The 19321-nt window shown below is 71.5% G+C and carries 22 protein-coding genes; 5 read left to right on the plus strand and 17 right to left on the minus strand.

Annotated features, from left to right (window positions below; translation table 11 throughout):
- Positions 1-2 precede the first annotated feature (2 nt).
- Positions 3-1154 carry a winged helix DNA-binding domain-containing protein gene (locus tag O1Q96_RS39095; protein ID WP_269252614.1) on the plus strand — a complete coding sequence of 384 codons (1152 nt, stop codon included), beginning with the start codon at positions 3-5 and terminating at the stop codon, positions 1152-1154.
- A gap of 37 nt (positions 1155-1191) precedes the next feature.
- Here O1Q96_RS39095 and O1Q96_RS39100 read toward each other — a convergent pair whose 3' ends face one another.
- A complete protein-coding gene (locus O1Q96_RS39100; RefSeq protein ID WP_269252615.1) occupies positions 1192-3105 on the minus strand; it encodes a heavy metal translocating P-type ATPase in 1914 nt (637 codons plus the stop codon).
- Positions 3106-3185: 80 nt separating this feature from the next.
- Between O1Q96_RS39100 and O1Q96_RS39105 the strand changes: the two genes are divergently transcribed.
- Positions 3186-3551, plus strand: a complete 366-nt coding sequence (locus tag O1Q96_RS39105; protein WP_217453738.1) for an ArsR/SmtB family transcription factor — start codon at positions 3186-3188, stop codon at positions 3549-3551.
- A 91-nt stretch (positions 3552-3642) separates the two neighbouring features.
- On the opposite strand, the gene O1Q96_RS39110 is transcribed toward O1Q96_RS39105, so the two are convergent.
- A complete protein-coding gene (locus O1Q96_RS39110) occupies positions 3643-4416 on the minus strand; it encodes a class I SAM-dependent methyltransferase (protein WP_269252616.1) in 774 nt (257 codons plus the stop codon).
- A 185-nt stretch (positions 4417-4601) separates the two neighbouring features.
- Between O1Q96_RS39110 and O1Q96_RS39115 the strand changes: the two genes are divergently transcribed.
- Positions 4602-5123: a DinB family protein gene (locus O1Q96_RS39115; RefSeq protein ID WP_269252617.1), complete on the plus strand. Its 522-nt coding sequence runs from the start codon at positions 4602-4604 to the stop codon at positions 5121-5123.
- Positions 5124-5235: 112 nt separating this feature from the next.
- On the opposite strand, the gene O1Q96_RS39120 is transcribed toward O1Q96_RS39115, so the two are convergent.
- Both O1Q96_RS39120 and O1Q96_RS39125 read right to left on the minus strand, forming a co-directional pair.
- On the minus strand, positions 5236-6108 hold the full coding sequence (locus O1Q96_RS39120; RefSeq protein WP_269252618.1) for an LLM class flavin-dependent oxidoreductase: 873 nt from the start codon (positions 6106-6108) through the stop codon (positions 5236-5238).
- 59 nt (positions 6109-6167) lie between these two features.
- Positions 6168-6446 carry a GntR family transcriptional regulator gene (locus O1Q96_RS39125; protein ID WP_269252619.1) on the minus strand — a complete coding sequence of 93 codons (279 nt, stop codon included), beginning with the start codon at positions 6444-6446 and terminating at the stop codon, positions 6168-6170.
- A 160-nt stretch (positions 6447-6606) separates the two neighbouring features.
- Between O1Q96_RS39125 and O1Q96_RS39130 the strand changes: the two genes are divergently transcribed.
- Together O1Q96_RS39130 and O1Q96_RS39135 are read left to right on the plus strand one after the other, a co-directional pair.
- Complete coding sequence (locus O1Q96_RS39130) at positions 6607-6840, plus strand: hypothetical protein (protein ID WP_269252620.1); 234 nt, start codon at positions 6607-6609, stop codon at positions 6838-6840.
- Positions 6837-7175: a hypothetical protein gene (locus O1Q96_RS39135; RefSeq protein WP_269252621.1), complete on the plus strand. Its 339-nt coding sequence runs from the start codon at positions 6837-6839 to the stop codon at positions 7173-7175. The genes O1Q96_RS39130 and O1Q96_RS39135 overlap by 4 nt, the downstream gene beginning before the upstream one ends.
- A 75-nt stretch (positions 7176-7250) precedes the next feature.
- On the opposite strand, the gene O1Q96_RS39140 is transcribed toward O1Q96_RS39135, so the two are convergent.
- The 13 genes from O1Q96_RS39140 to O1Q96_RS39200 form a co-directional block, all read right to left on the minus strand.
- On the minus strand, positions 7251-7814 hold the full coding sequence (locus tag O1Q96_RS39140; protein ID WP_269253898.1) for an OmpA family protein: 564 nt from the start codon (positions 7812-7814) through the stop codon (positions 7251-7253).
- A 62-nt stretch (positions 7815-7876) separates the two neighbouring features.
- Positions 7877-8473: a hypothetical protein gene (locus tag O1Q96_RS39145; RefSeq protein WP_269252622.1), complete on the minus strand. Its 597-nt coding sequence runs from the start codon at positions 8471-8473 to the stop codon at positions 7877-7879.
- Between the two features lie 15 nt (positions 8474-8488).
- Positions 8489-9040 (minus strand): pilus assembly protein TadG-related protein, encoded by a 552-nt coding sequence (locus O1Q96_RS39150; RefSeq protein ID WP_483409989.1) that lies wholly within the window; start codon positions 9038-9040, stop codon positions 8489-8491.
- Between the two features lie 53 nt (positions 9041-9093).
- Positions 9094-9303 carry a hypothetical protein gene (locus O1Q96_RS39155; protein ID WP_383206485.1) on the minus strand — a complete coding sequence of 70 codons (210 nt, stop codon included), beginning with the start codon at positions 9301-9303 and terminating at the stop codon, positions 9094-9096.
- A gap of 135 nt (positions 9304-9438) precedes the next feature.
- Entirely contained in the window at positions 9439-10191 is a 753-nt protein-coding gene (locus O1Q96_RS39160; RefSeq protein ID WP_269252623.1) for a response regulator transcription factor, read from the minus strand.
- Positions 10184-11683 (minus strand): sensor histidine kinase, encoded by a 1500-nt coding sequence (locus O1Q96_RS39165; RefSeq protein WP_269252624.1) that lies wholly within the window; start codon positions 11681-11683, stop codon positions 10184-10186. The genes O1Q96_RS39160 and O1Q96_RS39165 overlap by 8 nt, the downstream gene beginning before the upstream one ends.
- A gap of 1 nt (position 11684) precedes the next feature.
- The gene (locus O1Q96_RS39170; RefSeq protein WP_269252625.1) at positions 11685-12575 is read right to left on the minus strand and encodes a DUF5936 domain-containing protein; all 891 of its coding nucleotides are present in this window, start codon (positions 12573-12575) and stop codon (positions 11685-11687) included.
- 13 nt (positions 12576-12588) lie between these two features.
- Entirely contained in the window at positions 12589-13491 is a 903-nt protein-coding gene (locus tag O1Q96_RS39175; protein ID WP_269253901.1) for a type II secretion system F family protein, read from the minus strand.
- Positions 13492-13657: 166 nt separating this feature from the next.
- Positions 13658-14998 (minus strand): TadA family conjugal transfer-associated ATPase, encoded by a 1341-nt coding sequence (locus O1Q96_RS39180; RefSeq protein ID WP_269252626.1) that lies wholly within the window; start codon positions 14996-14998, stop codon positions 13658-13660.
- 64 nt (positions 14999-15062) lie between these two features.
- A complete protein-coding gene (locus O1Q96_RS39185) occupies positions 15063-15452 on the minus strand; it encodes a TadE/TadG family type IV pilus assembly protein (RefSeq protein ID WP_269252627.1) in 390 nt (129 codons plus the stop codon).
- A complete protein-coding gene (locus O1Q96_RS39190) occupies positions 15452-17065 on the minus strand; it encodes a CpaE/TadZ family protein (protein WP_269252628.1) in 1614 nt (537 codons plus the stop codon). The genes O1Q96_RS39185 and O1Q96_RS39190 overlap by 1 nt, the downstream gene beginning before the upstream one ends.
- Positions 17066-17118: 53 nt before the next feature.
- On the minus strand, positions 17119-17832 hold the full coding sequence (cpaB, locus tag O1Q96_RS39195) for a Flp pilus assembly protein CpaB (protein WP_269252629.1): 714 nt from the start codon (positions 17830-17832) through the stop codon (positions 17119-17121).
- Positions 17833-18060: 228 nt separating this feature from the next.
- Positions 18061-18942 (minus strand): hypothetical protein, encoded by an 882-nt coding sequence (locus tag O1Q96_RS39200; protein WP_269252630.1) that lies wholly within the window; start codon positions 18940-18942, stop codon positions 18061-18063.
- Positions 18943-19321 lie beyond the last annotated feature (379 nt).

Raw genomic sequence — 19321 nt, forward strand, 5'->3', positions numbered from 1 at the left:
CCATGACATCGAGGATCACATGGGACGAGGCGAGCGCGCGGCGCTACGGGCGACAACTGCTGCGCACACCGGCGCAGTCCGGCACATCCGTGGCCGAGGTCGTGTCCACCCTGCTGGCCACCCACGCGCAGGTCCTGTCGGCGGCCGAGCTCTCCGTGGCGCTGCGGCTCGACGGTTCGACCCGGCAGGACGTGCGGTCGGCGCTGTGGGACGACCGGAGCCTGGTGAAGACGTACGGCCCGCGGGGCACGGTCCATCTTCTCGCCGCCGCCGAACTCCCCTTCTGGAGCGCCGCGCTGACCGCCGTCCCCTCCGGTCCCGGGTCGGCGCCGGCCGACGTGCGGATGACGCCCGAGCAGGAGGAGCAGGTCGTCGCCGCGATCGGTGACGCGCTGGACGGGCGCGAGCTGACCATCGACGAGCTGAGCGAGGAGGTCGTGGCCCGCACCGGCCCCTGGGCGGGCGACCTCGTGATGGAGGCGTTCCAGGGCAAGTGGCCGCGCTGGCGCCAGGTGATGCACCGTGCGGGCCAGTCCGGCGCGCTGTGCTTCGCCCCCGACCGGGGCCGCAAGGCCGCCTACACCCGCCCGCCGCGCTTCGACCCGCTCCCCGCCGACCGGGCCCTCGCCGAGCTCGTACACCACTACCTGCGCGCGTACGGACCCGCGACGCCGCAGCACTTCGCCAAGTGGGCCGCGGCGCCCCGGGGTTGGGCCGGAGGCCTGTTCGCCTCACTTGCCTCCTCGGGCGACATCGAGGAGGTCGACTTCGAGGGGGCGCCGGCCTGGGTGGTGGCGGGCGACACCGACTTCCCGGACGGGACCGTACGGGGGGTGCGGCTTCTCCCCTACTTCGACGCGTACGCCATCGCCGCCCAGCCGAGGGAGCGGATGTTTCCCGGCGCCGCCTACGGGCGCGCCCTGGCGGGCGGCCAGGCGGGGAACTATCCCGTGCTGCTCGTCGACGGGGTCGTCGCGGGTGTCTGGCACCAGCGGCGCCGGGGGAAGCGGACGACGGTGACGGTGGAGCCGCTGGGGTCCCTGACCGGCGCGCAGGAGAAGGAGCTGGGCGAGCAGGTCGAGCGGGTGGGCGAGGTCCTGGAGGCGCGGCCGGAGCTGGTGGTGGGGAAGGTGACGACGGGGGCGCACGCCTGACCTCCCGGGGCGCGGCCCCGATGCCGCCGCCGGGGACTCATTCGCGCCAGGCGCTCTCCCTCAGCAGACGCAGGCCGTTGAGGCCGACCAGGATCGTGGAGCCCTCGTGGCCCGCGACGCCGAGGGGCAGCGGGAGATGGCCGACCAGGTCCCAGGTGACGAGGACGGTGATGAACACCCCGGCGAGGCACAGGTTCTGGACGACGAGACGCCGGGCGCGACGGGAGAGGGCGACCGCCTTCGGGATCGCCGTGAGGTCGTCGTGGACGAGTACGGCGTCCGCGGTCTCCAGGGCCAGGTCCGAGCCCGCCCGGCCCATCGCGACACCGGTGTGGGCGGCGGCCAGGGCGGGCGCGTCGTTCACACCGTCGCCGACGAAGAGCACCTGCCCGCCCAGGTCCCGTACGGCCTCGGCCTTCTCGTGCGGGAGCAGGCCCGCGCGTACGCCGTCGGAGGGGACGCCGGTCCGCCCGGCCACCGCGTGGGCGGCGCGGCGGTTGTCACCGGTGAGGAGGACGGACGGGGCGGCGGTGAGGCGGCTCAGGGCGGCGACGGCCTCGGGGGCGCCCGGTCGGAGCCGGTCGGCGAGGAGCAGCCAGCCGGCCCGCTCGCCGTCCACGCGCACGACGACCGCGGTGCCGTCGGTGCCCGGGACCGCGTCCCGCTCGCCGAGCTGCTCGGGGGAGCCGACCTCCACCTTCCGCCCGCCCACGGTCGCGCCCACTCCGCGTCCCGGCGCGGACCGGAAGTCGTACGCCTCCTCGCGCGGCAGGTCCCGGGCGGCCGCCACGATCGCGCGGGCGACGGGGTGCTCGCTGCGGTGCTCGGCGGAGGCGGCGAGCGAGAGCAACTCGTCCGCCGAGAAGCCGGGTTCCGGTACGGCCTCGGTGAGGTGGGGGGTGCCCTCGGTCAGCGTGCCGGTCTTGTCGTAGGCGATCCGGTCCGTCCGGCCGAGGCCTTCCATGACGACGGCCGACTTGATGAGCACGCCGTGGCGGCCCGCGTTGGCGATGGCCGACAGGAGCGGCGGCATCGTCGCCAGAACCACCGCGCACGGGGAGGCGACGATCATGAAGGTCATGGCCCGCAGCAGCGCCCCGGTGAGCTCGGCGCCGAAGGCGAGCGGGACGACGAAGACGAGGACGGTCGCGGCCACCATGCCGAGCGCGTAGCGGTGTTCGATCCGCTCGACGAAGAGCTGCGTCGGGGCCTTCGTGCGGGACGCCTCCTCGACGAGGGCGACCACGCGGGCGATGACCGTGTCGGACGGGTCGCGCTCGACACGGAGGCGCAGGGCGCCGGTGCCGTTGAGCGTGCCGGCGAAGACCTCGTCGCCGGGTCCCTTCGGTACGGGGAGGGGTTCGCCGGTGATGGTCGCCTGGTCGATGTCGCTCGCGCCGTCGAGGACGCGGCCGTCGGCGCCGACGCGCTCCCCCGGGCGCACCAGGACGACGTCCCCGACGGCGAGCCGGGCGGCCTCGACCGTTTCCTCCGCGCCGGTGTCGGGGTGCAGACGGGTGGCCGTCGGGGGTGCCAGACCGAGGAGGCCGCGGACGCTGTCCTCGGTACGGGCTGTGGCCAGGGCCTCCACCGCGCCCGAGGTGGCGAAGATGACGATGAGCAGCGCACCGTCCATGACCTGGCCGATCGAGGCCGCGCCGAGCGCCGCGACGATCATCAGCAGGTCGACGTCGAGGGTCTTCGCGCGCAGCGCCCTGAGCCCTTCGAGGGCGGGCTCCCAGCCGCCGGCCAGGTAGGCGGCGGCGTACAGCGGGCCCCACAACCAGGCGGATGCGCCGAGCAGTTGGAGCGGCAGCGCGAGCAGGAAGGCCGCCGTGGAGGCGGCGGCCCAGCGGGCTTCGGGAAGGGCGAACAGACGCGTGCGGACGGGCCGCACGCGCACGGGAGCGGGAGCGGACAGGGCTGTGGGGGTGGATGTCGGGGCGGACATGCGCGCCACCATACAGGAACACATGAATAGGTCTTCATTCGTTCCGATGCGTGGCGGGGCCGTCTCGCTACGATGACGGCATGGGCCATGGAGTCGATGCGAAGAGCAGCACCCGCGACCGTCTGGACGCCGTCGGCGCCGCGGACGTCGCCGCGACGCTCCAGGCTCTGGCCACGCCCTCCCGGCTGCGCATCCTGGCGCGCCTGCGGGAGGGCCCGTGCGCGGTCGGCGAGCTCGCCGAGGCGGCGGACCTGGAGCAGTCGGCGTGCTCGCACCAGCTGCGGCTGCTGCGGAATCTGGGGCTCGTCACGGGCGAGCGGCGCGGTCGGTCGATCGTCTACGCGCTGTACGACCACCATGTGGCCGAGCTGCTGGAGCAGGCGCTGCACCATGTGGAGCACCTGCGGCTGGGGTTGCGGGACGAGACCTTGCGGGACGAGGCGTAACCCGGCTGCGTAACCCGACTGCGGGACGAGGCGCAGGAGCCGCGCGCCGGGACTGCCGGACGCGACGTACGGGTTACGCGTCCTGCTCGTCCTACGCGTCCGGGCGGCGGGCCTCGAAGAGGTGGCGGGAGCTGTGGGCCACGAACGGACCCTCGGCCTCGATCCGCTCGTGCAGGCTGAGCAGTTGGGGGCGGTACCGGTCGACGGTGAAGTCGGGCACCATCCACACCACCTTCCGCAGGAAGTGCACGACGGCCCCGATGTCGTGGAACTCCATCCGCAGCCGCTCCGCGCGCAGGTCGACGACTTCGAGGCCGGCCGCCTCGGCGCCGGCCCGCTCATGGTCCGGGTGGCGGGCGCCGCGCTGCGCCTCGGGCTGCGGACCGAGGAAGTACTCGACCACCTCGTAGGCGCTGGCGGGACCCACGTGCTGGGCGAAGTACGTGCCGCCGGGCCTCAGGACGCGGGCGATCTCCGTCCAGTGCGCCGTCACCGGATGCCTGCTCACGACGAGGTCGAAGGCCGCGTCGGCGAACGGCAGCGGGGCGTCCTCGGCAGAGGCGACGACGACCGCGCCCCGCGGGTGGAGCAGGGCGGTGGCCTTGGCGACGTTCGGCGGCCACCCCTCGGTGGCGACGGTGACCCTCGGCAACTCCCGCGCCGACGCCAGGACTTCACCACCGCCGGTCTGGATGTCGAGAGCGGCTTCGGCCTTGGCCAGGCGCTCCCCCATGGCGCGCGCATACCCCCAGGACGGGCGCTCCTCGGTGGCCCGGCCCTCGAACCACGAGAAGTCCCACCCCTCCGTGGGCGCGGCCTCGGCCTCGGCGACGAGTTCGTGGAAGGTGCGGGTGGTCGGGCTCATGGGGCGATGGTGGCAGGCGGGGCCCGGGTGCGGCGACCGATTTCCCCGGCCGCTGTCCCCGACCGCCGTCCCTCACTCCTTCGCCCTGCCGACCCCCCTGCCGGCCTCCCTCGCCGCGCCCAGCGGGGCGGTGCCGGTGGGCGGTGCCGGTGGGCGGTGCCGGTGGGCGCTGTTAGGTTCGCGGAATGACCACTCCTGGGGCTGGAATGCCGTACGCCGGCGGCGAGAAGGAAAGTCTGCACGCGAGCCTCGACCACCATCGGGACGCGGTGCTCTGGAAGCTGGAGGGGCTGGACGACGAGCAGTTGCGCCGACCCATGACCCCGTCCGGCACGAATCTGCTGGGGCTGGTGAAGCATCTCGGGTCGGTCGAGTACGGCTGGTTCTGTACGACGTTCGGCCGCGAGGTGGAGCCGCTGTGGTTCGACCCGTACACGGACGAGGACATGTCGGTCGGCCCCGGCGAGACGACGGCGCAGATCGTGGACTTCTACGGCCGGGCCCGCGCGGCGGCCGACCGTGTGATCACCGAGCTGCCGCTGGACGCACCCGGCAAGGCTCCGTGGCGCGACCACGAGGTGTCGCTGCGGTGGGTCCTCATCCACATGCTCGAGGACACGGTGCGGCACGCGGGCCACATGGACATCGTGCGGGAGCTGATCGACGGGGAGACCGGGGCGTACCGCCCGCAGTCGGGCGGTTCCTAGACCGGGCGCCGTCGAGTGCGGCCGGTCCGACACCGGCCGCCGGGCACTGGGCACCGGCAGCCGACGCGAGCGATGTCGGCTGCCGGGCCACGGGCCCATCAGCGCCAGGGGCTCAGGGGACGAGGGGGCGTACCTTCTCGGCCGTGAAGCGGACGAAGCCCTCGGGGTCCGGTTCGTCGGCGGTGGGCTGGAGGATCACGGTGTCGGCGCCGGCGTCCGCGAGGCGTTGCACGGCCTTGGCGACGGTGTCGGCGTCCCCGGCGACCCCGAGGTCCGGGACCGACGCCACGCCTTCGGTCTCCTGCTCGGCGCGGAGGCGGGCGGTGGCGTCCGGGCCGGTGGCGGCGAGGAGGTAGACGACCACCTGGTGCGCCTCGGTGCGGGACGCCGACTCGCGCCCCTGGTCGATGAGTCGGCGGGCCCTGCGCACCCCCTCCGGGGATGTGTTCGCGGTGAGAACGGTCCCGTCCGCGGCCTCCCCGGAGAGCTTGAGCGAACGCGGTCCGGTGGCCCCGGCGAGGATCCGCACCGGCGCCGGAGGGGGCCAGTCGAGAGCCACGTCGTCGAGTTTCACGTACCGGCCGTCCGTCGTGACGCGCTCGCCCCGCAGCAGTGCGCGCAGCGCCAGGAGGTACTCGCGCAGCAGGGTCACGGGCGACTCGGCCCGCGCGCCGACCTGCCCCATCCAGTCCTGTACGCCGTGGCCCACCGCCAGGACGGCCCGGCCGGGGAAGAGCCGGTCCAGGGTGGCGGTCTCCATCGCGGTCACGGCGACGTTGCGCAACGGCACGGGGAGCAGGCCGACTCCGACGCGCAGCCGTTCCGTCCACGCGAGGGCCGCCGCCGCCGTCGAGATGCCTCCCTCCAGGAAGCAGTCCTCCCAGAGCCAGAGCTCCTCCAGCCCGGCGTCGTCCGCTGCGCGGACCACGGCTCGTAGGCGCTCCGGGGGCAGTTGAGGTCGGAATACAGCACCGAGTGCAGTCATGCGGTCTTCCTACCCGGAGGGTGGGCGGGGGACAACTTGTTTGCGCGGAGCGGGCGTGATCAAGCCGAGTCGGGGGCCTTCGGCGTCGGCAGCGGAGCGACGTACGTCCCCCGCTGCGGAACAGTGAAGACCAACTCCTCCTCCACGAGCACCGCGATCGCGCGACGGACCGTCGTGCGCGCCAGCCCGTACTGCTGCACGAGCTGGGTCTCACTGGAGATGGGCCTGTTCGGCTGCCAGTCGCCCCGCTTGATCCGGGCATGCAGGATGCCCGCCAACTGCCGGTAGGGCGTGACCGGCCCCTCGTGATCGATTTCGGCATCCGGTTGAAAATCCATGATCAGAAAGCTACTCGTACAGATAAGGACCCTGTCATTGAGATACGTCTCTATACGAAGCGATACAAGGCGAGATAAGTTGCAGCACAGAACTGAAAGAACCCCGGCGACGGAGGCAACCGTCCCGGGGCATGGCCGACGCTGTATCAGGAGCGCCAACGTGCTGGACCTTACCCTTCGCCTCCTCGCCCGAGTGCTGAGCTGCTGCACCCCACGCCCCCGGGGCCGTCACCGGCTCGGTGCGGTGCCGCCCCTGCGGTTCGTCCCCCTCCCACCGCCCCGCTTCGCGGAAGACCGGCTCCAGCGTGAGCGCCGCCGTGCCGCCTACCTCGCGACCCTCGGCATCGATGTGGGCCCGGCCCGCATCCACGGCGTACGCGTGGCATCCCGATGACGCGCCCACCGGTACGGATGTGTGCCCGCTGCGAGCGCACCACGGAGGAGCCCGTCCTGGTGCACGAGGTGCACGCCGCCACGGGTCCCGGCTTCAACGTCTACGCGTGCGCGGACTGCGCCGATCACTACCCGCCCCGCACCGACCCGTACGAGCTCCTCGGATCCACCTCCAGGCGCTCCCGCCTGACGCTCCGTGTCTACCGGGTCGACACGGACGGCAACGTGGCCGAGGAACGCGACAGGATCGAGGTCCTGGTCCGCGGCGGCGCCCTGCCGGTGTCGCGTACGTCGGCGTTCCCGCCGTGCGGATGCCCACGCTGCCGGACGCGGTAGCCGTCGCGTGACGTGGTGCGCGCCCCGGAGACCCGGCCGGGCGGCCGTCGCGTCGGCTCCCATTGCAGGACCGGCTCAGGCCTCCTTCGGGAACGTCACCTCCACGCGGCGGTTCTTGCGGCGGCCCTGTTCCGAGGTGTTGTCGGCGATGGGGTAGTCCTCGCTGTAGCCGCGCACCACGAAGGTGACGTTGGCCCCTCCGACACCGGCGGCGAGCTCCTCGTGGACGGCTTCCGCGCGCTTCTTGGAGAGCGTGAGGCCATGGGCGTACGAGCCGAGGTTGTCCGTGAAGCCGAAGACGCGGACGTTCGTGGCCTTCTGGGACTTGATCTCGGCCGCGATCGCCGCGATGCGCGAGCGTGCCTCCGGGTTGAGTTTCGAGCTGTCCTTCGGGAAGAGGACCTCGGCCTGGAGGGCGAACGTCACGTCCTCGTTCGTGTCCTCGCGGCGTTCCTCGCCGCCGAGGTCCTCGACGACCGACTTGATGTCCAGCACCTTCGCGGAGGCGAGCGTGGCGCCGTCGGCGAGCTTCAGCCCCGGGCTGTTCGCGTCGACCTCCGGGGGCGGCGACGTGGTGACGCTGCCCGGCGGGGCACTGGGGTCCTCGTCGTCCGCATGGGCCGAGGTCAGCGGAGTCATGAAGACGAGCGTGGTGAGGGCGGTGAGGGTGACCGACGTGGCGCGGAGGCTGAGGGACATGGCTACTCGCCCTCGGAGAGTTCGAGGGAGGCCGGCGGCATGGTCGGCACCTGGAACTGCACCTTCGTCGTGCCCTCCGGAGGCGCCGGGAACTGGGCGAACCATTCAGCGGTCTTCCCCTGGTCGATACCGCCCTGGAACTTCGTGCACAGGCAGCGGCCTTCGGTGTCCCTGAGGACGAGGTACTTCTTCTTGCCCTTCTGGTCGACGAAACTGGCGCCCGCCAGGGAACCCCCGTTCTTCTGCAGTTCCGTCTCGTCGCTCTGCCACTCACTCGCGATCCAGAGCCCGGATGTCGCATTCGTCACCCTGCCCTGGACGGTAACGAATCCGCCTTCGTCCCGTTTGGCGGATGTGACCGTGAGCGTGATGCCGTTGCTTTTCACCTCGGCCAGGACCTGGTCCGGCTCGGCCGCTTCGGACTCCTTGTCCTGACCATTTTCCTTGTCGTCGCTCTTGGCCGGGGTGGAAGACGCCGTCTTGTCCGACTTGCCGTCGTCGCCTCCCCCGCCACAGCCGGCCACCGTGAGGACCAGCCCAGTCGTGATCGCCACCGCGGTCAGTACCGTGCGGCCCTTCGTGGTGCGCCGAACGTTCATCGGTACGACTTCCTTTCACTCGGCCAGATGCACAGAGAACAGCACGGACGCGTCGGGAAGGTCGTCCAATTCGAAATCTTCGGGGTCGATGTCCACGGGTTCGCCGTCACAGTCCAACGTGATGAGTTTCGTGGGATCGGCGTCGAGGTCGAAGTCACACCGGGGTTCGATGACGGCAACGGCATCAGCCTTGGCATGTTTTGTCTCGGTGCCAGGGATGATCGAGTCGCCCACCGTGTAGTTCGTCTCGACGGCCACCCGGAATCCGGGCAGCGCGTTGATGGCGACCTGTTGGGCACCGCCCTGGACGGTTGAGTCGTTCTCGGCGGCCAGTTGCTGGGCCGCGGCCGTGGCCCCGGCGCCCTCGAACTTGTCACCGTCGAGCCAGTCCAGCCACTGGTCGTCCGTTCCGATGGCGCCCCCAAGGCCTTCCATCAGTTCGTCGCGGGCGTCCTGCGCGGCTGCCAACGCGGCGGCGTCCGCCGCGGATTGCGCACCGTTGCGGGCGGACGCCGCCTGGGCGAACGCGAAGAACGCGAACGCGGCGAAGAGCAGGATTCCCGTCAACCAGATGTAGATGGGAAGGGTCGAACCCTGGTCTCCTCGGAAACGGAACAGCGCTATCCCGCGATGACCTTGTTGACCGCGTTGCCGATGGCTTGGGAGATCTTGCCGTCCAGGCCGAGTTGGTCGATCAAGGTGTAGATCCCCGCGATGAGGATCATCAGGCCGGCGTACTCCACGAATCCGGCTCCCCGGTCGCGGTCCTGCCCCCGCGTCCGGGCGGACACGTTCTGGGCCCAGGCCTCTACGGCCCGCTCCACGCCCACCGCTGCCCTCAGCGTCCAGTCCTTCGCCACCACGACCGCTTCCTTCCCACCCAGAACCACTACCGTCCCGCGCACCGTACGTGAGAACCCGCCTACTGGGGGTGGGTCCAGGGGCCCAACTTCCCGTCGTCGGAGTCACCGGTTCCACCCCCCGTGGGCCGTGCCCAGCCAGTGGGCTATCGCTTCGCTGCGCGTGGAAGCGTGCAGCTTTGCGAAGATGCGGTTGATGTGATTCTTGACCGTCTTCTCGCTGATGAAGCACGTGGCGGCGATCTGCTGGTTGCTCATGCCGGCCGCGATGAGATCCATGACCTCCACCTCCCGTGAACTCAGACCGAAATCGCGTCGGTTGCGGCCGCGACGGTGGAGCCCCGCCGCATGGACAGGTCGAGCCTCCGACGACTGTGCCACAACTGATTGCACATGCGAAGAGTTTTGGTTCGGTTCGTACGAAACACCGAGCGAATCCGACACATCGGCGGCGGAGGATGTGAAAGTGGCCATTCCGGAGTGCAAGTCCCGCACGGCGGTGATCAGTTCGGGGGTCGTGAACTCTCCGTGGACCAGATACCCGACGGCGCCCAGGCGCAACGCCTCGGCCACCACCTCGGGTTCGCTGCTGTACGTCAGCATCATCACGGGAGCGAGCCGGGCCAGCGGGGGCAGTGCGGTCAGGCCGTCCGTGCCGGGCATGCGCACGTCGAGCAGGATCACGTCGGGGCGGTGCAGGGTCGCGGCCGCGACCGCTTCCGCGCCGTTGGACGCCTGGGCCACGACCCGGATGCCGGGGTGGGCGTCGAGCAGGGCCGCGAGGCCGGCCCGGACGACCGGGTTGTCGTCGGCCACGAGCACTCGCAGGGGCGGGCCGGAAAGTGCCTGGTCAGGCATGTGCGGCCTCCTCTTGAGGAGTGTGAGAGGAAGGTGCGGGCAAGGGGGCGGCGGGCGGGAGGTCCACGGTGACCTCCGTGCCTCCGCGCTCGGCTGTGCGCAGGTGCAGGCACGCGCCCACGGACGCCGCGCGCTCCAGCATTCCCAGCAGACCGAAGTGGCCGGATCTCGCCAGGACCTGTACGTCGTCGAGGGACACGGCGCTGCCGGCGCCGTCGTCCCGCACGGTCAGGCTCAGGACAGGGTGCGAGGCGTCGAGGGTCACGTCCACGCGGGTCGCCCCCGCGTGACGGTGTGCGTTCTCCAGGGCCTCCGAGACGATCGCCAGGAGCTGTCTGGGCGCCTCGGAAGGGAGCGTGGGAACTGGTGTGGCGGCCTCGCAGGCCGGTGTCGGGGTCGGGGCCGGAGTGGCGGTCTCGCGGGCCGGTGCCGGGGCGGGCCGGTGGGTGAAGGTCGCCCTGATACCCGTACGGGACTCGAAGTCCGCCACCCTGGACGCCAGTTCCGTCGCCAGGTCCGCGGGCGGGCTCGACAGGGTGGTGTGGTCCCGCAGGTCGGTGAGCAGGTCCCGGGACTCCGCCGCCGCCCGGCGTGCCGCACCCGCCACCGCCGCGGCCTGGGACGTGAGCGCGCGGGGGTCGGTGTCGTGGTCCGCGGCCACCGCCAGGGCCTCGGCGGCCAGCGCGAGACCGTGCAGGGTCTTCGCCACGGAGTCGTGCATCTCCCGGGCCAGGCGCGCCCGTTCGGACTCGACGGCCTCCGCGACGGCCAGGCGGGAGTTCGCCTCCGCGAGGGCCTGACTCGCCGTGCCGAAGTGGAACATCAGATTGCGCAGGGTGACACCGATGATGCCCGCGGCGACGCAGAAGCCCGCGATCAGCAGGGTGCTGGCACCGGCGCCCGGGCGCTGTTCCCACGCCCTGAACACCGTCAGCAGGACCACCAGTTGCAGGCCCGTGAAGACTCCGGAGCCGCGCCAGCCGTACAGCAGGCCCGCCAGGAGGGGCGTACAGACGGCCGCGTACGCGAGCGGGGAGGCCGGGGACGCCGTCAGCAGGAGTATCGCGCCGAAGACCAGGTCCACTGCCATGAGGGTGGGGTGGGCCAGGAGCCGGGGGGCGAAGCGGTCCCAGTCCCTGAGCATGGCGTACGAGCCCATCACGCCCAGGACCGCGGCGGTGAGGACGGCGTGCCGGGGCAGGCCGTCGGTCGCGTTGGCGGTCGCGAAGGGCGCGCCGATCGCGATGAGGGTGAGGCGTACGGCGAACGCCTGGCGGCACAGGGCCTGTAGGGCGTTGAGCTGGAGGCGGACGCTGCCGGGCGCTGCCGCGTCGTCCGCGAAGTAGCCTGTGGCCCACTTGGCGGAGCCGCCGGTGGGGAGGGCCGTGCGGAGGCTGCGGGTCCGTCGTGGCTGGTCGCGCAGTTCTCCGCGCTCCTGACGGCGCCCCTTGAAGGGGGGCTCCGCCCACCGGTGCTTCCAGCTGGCCGTCATCTCAACGCCCCAGGACTGAGCCGAAGTTCGTGCCCGAGCCGAGGAACATTCCCGTGGCGATGAGGATCATCGTGGCCGGGAGCATGAACACCAGCGTGACCATCGTCGCCTTGGGGATCGTCTTCGCGGCCCGGCGGCGGGAGTTCTGGGCGTCGGTGCGGCGCATGTCGGTGGCGAGCTGGATGAGGGTGTCGGCGATCGGGGAGCCCAGCTCCTCGCCCTGCTGCAGTGCCGAGACGAACTGGGCGACCTGCTCGGAGGAGTTGCGCCTGCGCAGCTCGTCGAACGCCTGGCGGCGGCTGACGCCCATGTCCATCTGGCGCAGGGTGATGCGCAGTTCGTCCGCCCACGGCCCCTCGTAGTGGTCGGCGACGCGGTCCAGGGCCTGGCGGAAGCCGAGGCCCGCCGACACCACGACCGCCAGGACGTCCAGGAAGTCGGGGAGGGTGCGGTCGATGACCTCCTTGCGTTCGCGGATCGCCTGCCAGATCAGGGCGTCGGCGGCCAGCAGGCCGAAGGCGAGGGCCATCAGGGCGAAGAGGAGCCGCCCGTTGGTGAGGAAGATCAGGAAGAGCAGGACGCCGAAGACGCCGTACACCGCCCGGCGGGCCGCGTAGCGGTTCAGGGTCAGGCCGCCGGGGTTGCCCGCCATGTCGATGCGGCGGCGCTTGGCGTCCACGCGGCGCGGGCCCATCACCCGCAGCACGAGCGGGGCGAAGCGCATGCCGAGGCGGTCGACGGCCGACTCCGCCGTGGAGACACGGGTCGCGCCGACCTCCAGGGCGAGCGCCATGTCGCCGGGAAGCTTGGCCTCCGCGCGGTACATGCGGACGCCCAGAAGGATGCCTGCGACCGCGAGGCCCATCAGTGCGGCGAGCAGCAGAGCGAGCACCGTGATCCCCTCCTCATACTTCGATCTTGCCGAGGCGGCGGATGACGAAGAAACCGATCGTGTAGAGCCCCATGGAGATCAGCACCAGGGTCTGGCCGAGCGGGGAGCCGGTCACCTTGGCGAGGGCGCCCTCGTTCGAGGAGTTGATGAGGAGGAGCGAGCCGAGGCCGAGGAGCGGGACCGTGAACGCCGTCGCGTTGACCTCGGAGAGCATCGTGCGGACCTCACGACGTGTCTCCTTGCGGTCCTCCAGGGTCTGGGTCAGGTTCCGCAGGGAGTTGACGACCGAGCCGCCCGCCTTGTTGGAGAGGACCAGCGTGGTGACGAGGACGACGAGCTCGCGGGACGGGAGACGTTCGGCCAGCTCGCCGAGGGTGTCGTCGACCGAGCGGCCCAGTGTCAGCTGGTCCGCCACGCGGGCCAGTTCCTCACCGGCGGGTGCTTCCAGTTCCTCCGCCGCCATCGCGAGGGCGGTGCGCAGGGCGAGGCCGGCCGCTGCCGCGTTGGCCAGCAGGCGGGCCACGTCCGGGAGCTGGTTGATGAACGCCTCGATGCGTTTCTGGCGCTGCCAGTTGAGGAAGATCGCGGCGCTCCACATGCCGAGGAGGCCCGCGATGGGGCCGAAGAAGGGCGCCAGGGCGGCGGCCGCGATCAGCCACAGCGCGACGACCACGGCGGCGACGTACGTGAAGAACTCGCCCGCCGTCACGTCCAGGCCCGTCGCCGAGATCCTCAGCTGGATGGTGCGGCCCAGGCGGGTGCGGCGCAGCCGGCGGTCGACGGCGGCGAAGCGGCGGGCGCGGCCCGCGGCGGTGCGCAGGGGCCCGCCGGAGAGGCGGTCGACGAGGTCCTGGCGCTGGGCGCGGCCGGACGCGTAGGTGTGGACGCCCGCCACGGCGAGCGTGCCGCACAGCATGGTGGCGCCGAGGGCGAGGGGGACGGCGTTGTTCACGGCTCGCTCCTCTCTCTCGTGTCTCCGGTGGTGGCCCGGGTGGGTGGCGGTTGCCCGCCGACCCGGAGCCGTGCCCTCTCCCCCGTGGTCCGGGTGGGCGTCGTCTCGCCGGTGGCCCGGCGGGTCGGCGTCATCCGATGGCCTGGCGGGTGTTGAGGACGTCGATCGCCTCCGCCACCCCGAAGGCGGGCGGCAGCGGTTCGCCCGCGACGAACAGTTTCTCCGCGACCGAGCGGGGCAGCGGCAGGTGTTCGAAGTGGCCGTGGACGACGCGGTCGGGGCCGGTCGGGCGGGACACGAAGCGGGTGACCGGGACGATGCGGAACTGTTCGCGGCCGTGCGAGACCAGCAGGGCGATCTCGGTGACCTTGCGGGAGCCGTCGGCGTGCCGGGTGAGCTGGACGACCACGTCCACCGCGGAGTTGATCTGGTCCTTGAGCGCCTCGAAGGGGATCTGCACCTCGGACATCGAGCCGAGGGTCTGGAGCCGCATCAGGGCGTCCTCGGCGGAGTTCGAGTGGACGGTGGCGAGGGAGCCGTCGTGGCCCGTCGACATGGCCTGGAGCATGTCGAGGGTCTCGCCGCCGCGGACCTCACCGACGATGATGCGGTCGGGGCGCATGCGCAGGGAGTTGCGGACCAGGTCGCGGATGGTGATCTGGCCCTTGCCCTCCACGTTCGGCGGGCGGGACTCCAGGCGGATGACGTGCTCCTGCTGGAGCTGCAGTTCCGCGGAGTCCTCGATGGTGATGATGCGCTCGTGGGACGGGACGAGTCCGGAGAGCGCGTTGAGGAGTGTCGTCTTCCCGGAGCCCGTACCGCCGCTGACGATGACGTTGAAGCGGGCGCGGACGAACGCGGCGAGCAGCATCAGCATCTGCTCGTCGAGCGAGCCGAGGCCGATCAGCTCCGGGAGGGTGTAGGCGCGCGGGAAGCGGCGGATCGTGAGGGTGGGGCCGGTCAGGGCGAGCGGCGGGATGATGACGTTCACGCGCTCGCCGGTGGGCAGGCGGGCGTCCACCATCGGGTTCGACTCGTCCACGCGGCGGTTGACCGTGGAGACGATGCGCTCGATGGTCTGCATCAGCTGCTCGTTCGAGGCGAACCGGAGCGGGAGCTGCTCCACGCGCCCGGCGCGCTCCACGAAGATGGAGTCCGGGCCGTTGACCATGATCTCGGTGATCGAAGCGTCGGCGAGGAGGGGTTCCAGGACGCCGAGGCCCAGGGCCTCGTCCACGACCCGGCGGATCAGCTGGGAGCGTTCGGCGGTCGACAGGACCGGGCCCTCGCGGCTGATGATGTGCCCGAGCACGCGCTCCAGGCGTATGCGGCGCTCGGCCGCCGCGAGGCTCGACATCTCCGCGAGGTCGATCTCTTCGAGCAGTTTGGCGCGGTATATGGCGACGAGGTGGCCGTCCTCGCGGCCGGGTCCGCTCTCTTCGGGTGCGGCGATACGGGCTCGCAGGCTCATGGGGTCGCCTCCTCTCGGTGTCTCGGTCGTGCGGTTCGGTCGTGCGGTTCGCTCGGTCTCTCGGTCAGTCGTCGGTGGGCATCGTGGCGTGGCGTTCCACGGTCACGCTCGGCAGGAGGGGGATGACGGCGGGCACCTGGAGCGTGACCGTCGCGGTGGTCAGGTCGGCGCCCTCGGCAGCCGATACGTTCGGGTTGAGCCATCCGCTCACCGCGGCCTGCCCGGCCGCGGCGCCGTTGTCGCCCTGTGAGGCGGCCCGTGCCGCGGCCCGCGCCGCCGAACCGGCCTGGTTGATGCCGTAGCCGATGAGGCCGAGCTGGATGGCCGCCATCCCGATGACGAGGAGGATGGGCAGGAATCCGGCGAACTCCAGCATGGAGACACCCCGGTCGTCCCGGTGGTCCCGTAACCGCCTCCAGAGGCGCTGCGGAAGGTGCTTCGTCAGCCGCTTCATCAGTCGTCCCCCTCCAGTGCGGCGCCCGCCTCTCCCTCGACGGTCCAGCCGGCGTCGAAGCCCGGGAAGAACAGGGGCACCTGGGCGGTGACGGTGGCCCTCATGACCGGCCCGGCCGGGGCGCAGCCGATCTGGGCGTCGTCCCAGGCGCCCGGCAGGTTCTCCCCGCCGGCGGTCTCGCAGGCTCCCCCGACATCGCCGTCGACCGCGTACGCCGCCGTGGCCGCCCGCGCCGCCTCGTCCGCCGCGTTCCCCGCGAGGGAGTACGTGTAGCCGTACAGCGCGCACTGCCACAGGATCGTCATCACGACCAGCAGGATCGGGAACATGCCCGCGAACTCCAGGGTGACCGCGCCCCGGTCGCCTCCCTTGCGGCGCAGTGCGAGGGCGCCCTTGTCCGAGGAGGACCTGCGGCGACGGCCGCCGCCCCCGGCGGGCTGCTCGGCCACCAGATCCAGCTCGCCCGCCAGGGACCACAGCGCCTGCTTGACCGTCGAGCGGGCGTCCAGGTCCTGCATGCGGCCCGCGTCCACGACGGACTGGAGTTCCTTGAAGGCGGCGGGGACCGTGGTACGGGCGACCTTGGTGCCGGTGACGCGTTCGACCAGGGAGGGCTGTATCTCCGTACCGCGGGCGAAGCGGTTGACCACCGTGCGGGTCTCCTCGGCCTTGCGGATCTGGAGGCGGTCCCACATGCGGACCATGCGTTTGGCGGCGCGGACGGCGACGACGTCGGGGGTGACCAGCAGCAGTGCCTGGTCGGCGAGTTCGACGGCGGCGGCGTTCGCCGCGTTCAGCTGGGCGCCGCAGTCGACGACCACGACGTCGTAGCGGGAGCGCAGGGCGCCGAGGACCTGCCGGGCCACCCGGTCGGTGATCTCCTCGCCGCGCTCGCCCTCGGCGGGGGCGAGGAGCAGTCCGAGCCCGGTGTCGTGGGTGAAGACGGCGTCCTGGAGGACCCGCGGGTTGATGTCGCTGATCGCGGCGAGGTCGGCGATGGAGCGGCGGAACTGCACGTCCAGGTAGGAGGCCACGTCACCGGACTGGAGGTCCAGGTCGAGCAGCGCCACGGAGCGGCCCGACGCCTGTGCCGCGAGGGCGAGTTGGACGGCCGTGACCGTGGCGCCGACGCCGCCCTTCGCGCCGGTCACCGTGACGACCGTGCCGCCGGGTCCCGCGTACAGCTCGGGGGTGCTGCTGCCCAGGTGGCGCCGCATGCCGGTGGACCAGGCGGCGGCGGCCTGGACGCGTTCGGCGAGGGCGTCGTAGCCGAGGGGCAGGCCGACGATGCCGCGTGCGCCGGAGTCCATGGCGGCGGTCAGCACGCTCGTACTGGTGTCGGCGGTGATGAGGACGACGCCGACGGCCGGGAAGCGCAGCACCAGGTCGCGGATGACGTCGAGTGCGGGGACGGGTCCGACGCGTTCGTGGACCAGGACGACCTCGGGCAGTTCGTCCAGGGATTCCGCGGCCAGCCGGGCCAGGGTGTCCAGCAGGGCCGTGGTGTCGGCGACCGGCGGGGCCGGTTCGGCGTCGGCGAGCTGACTCAGGAGCGTGCTGAGGGCGCGGGCCGAGTCGATGTCGCCGACGGCGGGCAGGATGCGGACGGTCATCGGCAGGTCCTCGCGTGGGACGACTTCGTGGGGGCTGAGCGCATCACGGCCTCCTACTTGTCCTCGTCGAGGGTGTACGAGCGGTCGCCGGGGGCGACGGTGGCGTCGGAGCCGTCCGCGAGGAGGGCGAGGCGGACGTGCTCGGCGAACGACTCGGCGTACGCGACGCGCTGGGCGTCGGCGGTGTCGAGGGCGAACGTGATGGGGACGGCCTCGCTGGCGGTGCGGCGGCGGTCGTTGCTGGACTGGCCGGGGTCGAGCGCGGTCAGCTTGCCGACGTCGATGACGCGGGCGTTCTCCACGATGACCTTCGACTGGTCCTTGCCGTTGTCGCGCTCGTCCTTGAACGTGGCGTAGATGTTGACCCGCGAACCCGGGTTGATCTTGCCCGCCACACCGGTCGCCGCGTCGATCAGGATCGCGATCTCCTGCTGGCCGGCCTCCAGCGCGGGCCGGTCGACGATCATGTCGCTCTGGAGCAGCGAGCCCTTCCTCAGCTGGGTGACGGCGATCTTGCCGCGCACCTCGGAGAGCCTGGTGACCGCGGTGGACGAGAGCCACCGCTCGGGCATGGAGACCTTCTCGAACTGGTCGGCCGACAGCTCCTTGTAGGGCGCGATGTCGTCCTTCAGCCGGTACGCCGTGACCTCGGGGCCGACCTTCGACTTCACGTCGCGGATCACCGACAGCACTCCGGCGAAGGCACCCACGGCGCACAGGACCGAGAGGACCAGCAGGATGACGCCGCGGCGCTGGCGTGAGTTCACTACATCTCACCTCGTGGGGCGGTTCCGAGTACTTGAGCTGGCCTGCTGTTCTGCTGGGGGTCCGGGGGTCGCCCCCCGGGGTGATGCAGCATGACGCGGACAACCTCGATCGGGTAAGCGGGAGGACAGCGGGGCCTGGCGGTCGTGCGGGGTACTGCGTGCCTCGTAACTCGTTCAACGTGCCTGTTGTGCACCGTTATTCACGTGTACGTGCAGGACATGCGTGACTCACGTGGCCCCTCGGGGCAGGGCGCGTACCGAAGAGGCTGCCCGCCCGGTGGCCGTCGAAAGCTCCCGTGACGAGGGTGAAGGCAAGGGGGCCGCGCAGAAGCCGCAGCGGTCGCCGATGAGTTCCAGCCCGCACCAGTGGCACTCCTCGCGCCGTACGGACGAGACGAGTTGGTACAGCACGGACACGTCGTGGAGGCCCGCGGCGAACTCGACGGTCTTTCCCGTGCCCCACCAGCGGGTCGACTCGGCGGGCAGCGGTACGGTCGCGACGCTCTGCACGCGCCAGGCGGGTGCGAGCGTCCCGGTGACCCACTCGGCGGGCAGCTGCCCGGGCGCGACGAGCATCCGCGTCCCGAACTCGGGCCCGGTGAGCTCCTCCTGGCCGACGCGTACCAGCTGGGGCCGCGGGGTGGCCAGTACGGCGAACTGGGCGCCCGGCATCCACGACTTGGCGTGCGACTTCAGGGACACCGGGACCCGGTCGAGCTTGGCCACCGAGTTCAGCAGGGCGCCCGCATAGATGTAGTGGGCGAGCAGCCGCGCCGAGGAGGCGAGCACGCCGGGACTGAAGTCGCAGACGGAGAGCTGCCGCAACTGCTGGGCGAGCAGGGCGAGTCCGAGGGGCGGCAGGTCGAGTCCGAGCAGCGCGATGCGGTCGCTCTCCAGGACGGAACGCACGGCGTGCAGCCGCCGGGTGACGTCACCTCGCGTGGAGGCCGGGTACAGCGCGATCACGTACCCGTGCTGCTCGATGAGCGCGTGCATCCCGGTGAGGGAGCTTTCGAGAGTTTCGAGGGGCTGGACGGCGGCGGGCGGCGTCTGCCGGTCGTGCGGCGGGAGCACCAGGTCGGAACTGGTGACGGCTATCGCGGTCGGCACGCTGCACACCACCCCGTTCACTGCGGCGGGGTGGTCGGCCACCGCCTCAGATCGCCCCTATTTCGCCATGAAAACCTCACGGACGGACACACATCGCCACGATGGAACCCATCCGCAACTGCACCTTATCCACGGCATGCGCCACCCAACACCGGATCCTTGAGATCAATTCACACAAGGTGCCCACGTGATCCACACAGAGTGAGGCGCATATGCCCCAACTGAGCGGTCCGGCAGGGGCGTTGAGCTCGTCAAAGGTCTTGACAACCTGATTGGTCTGGACCAGTTTGGACGTCCTGCGGTGGCCATCGCGCTCGTCCCCCTTCACCCCCTCCTCACCCCCACTCCCCCACCGGAGGCCCCAGTGGACCGCGTATCA

It is taken from the genome of Streptomyces aurantiacus, from assembly GCF_027107535.1.
In the GTDB taxonomy this organism is placed as follows: Bacteria; Actinomycetota; Actinomycetes; order Streptomycetales; family Streptomycetaceae; genus Streptomyces.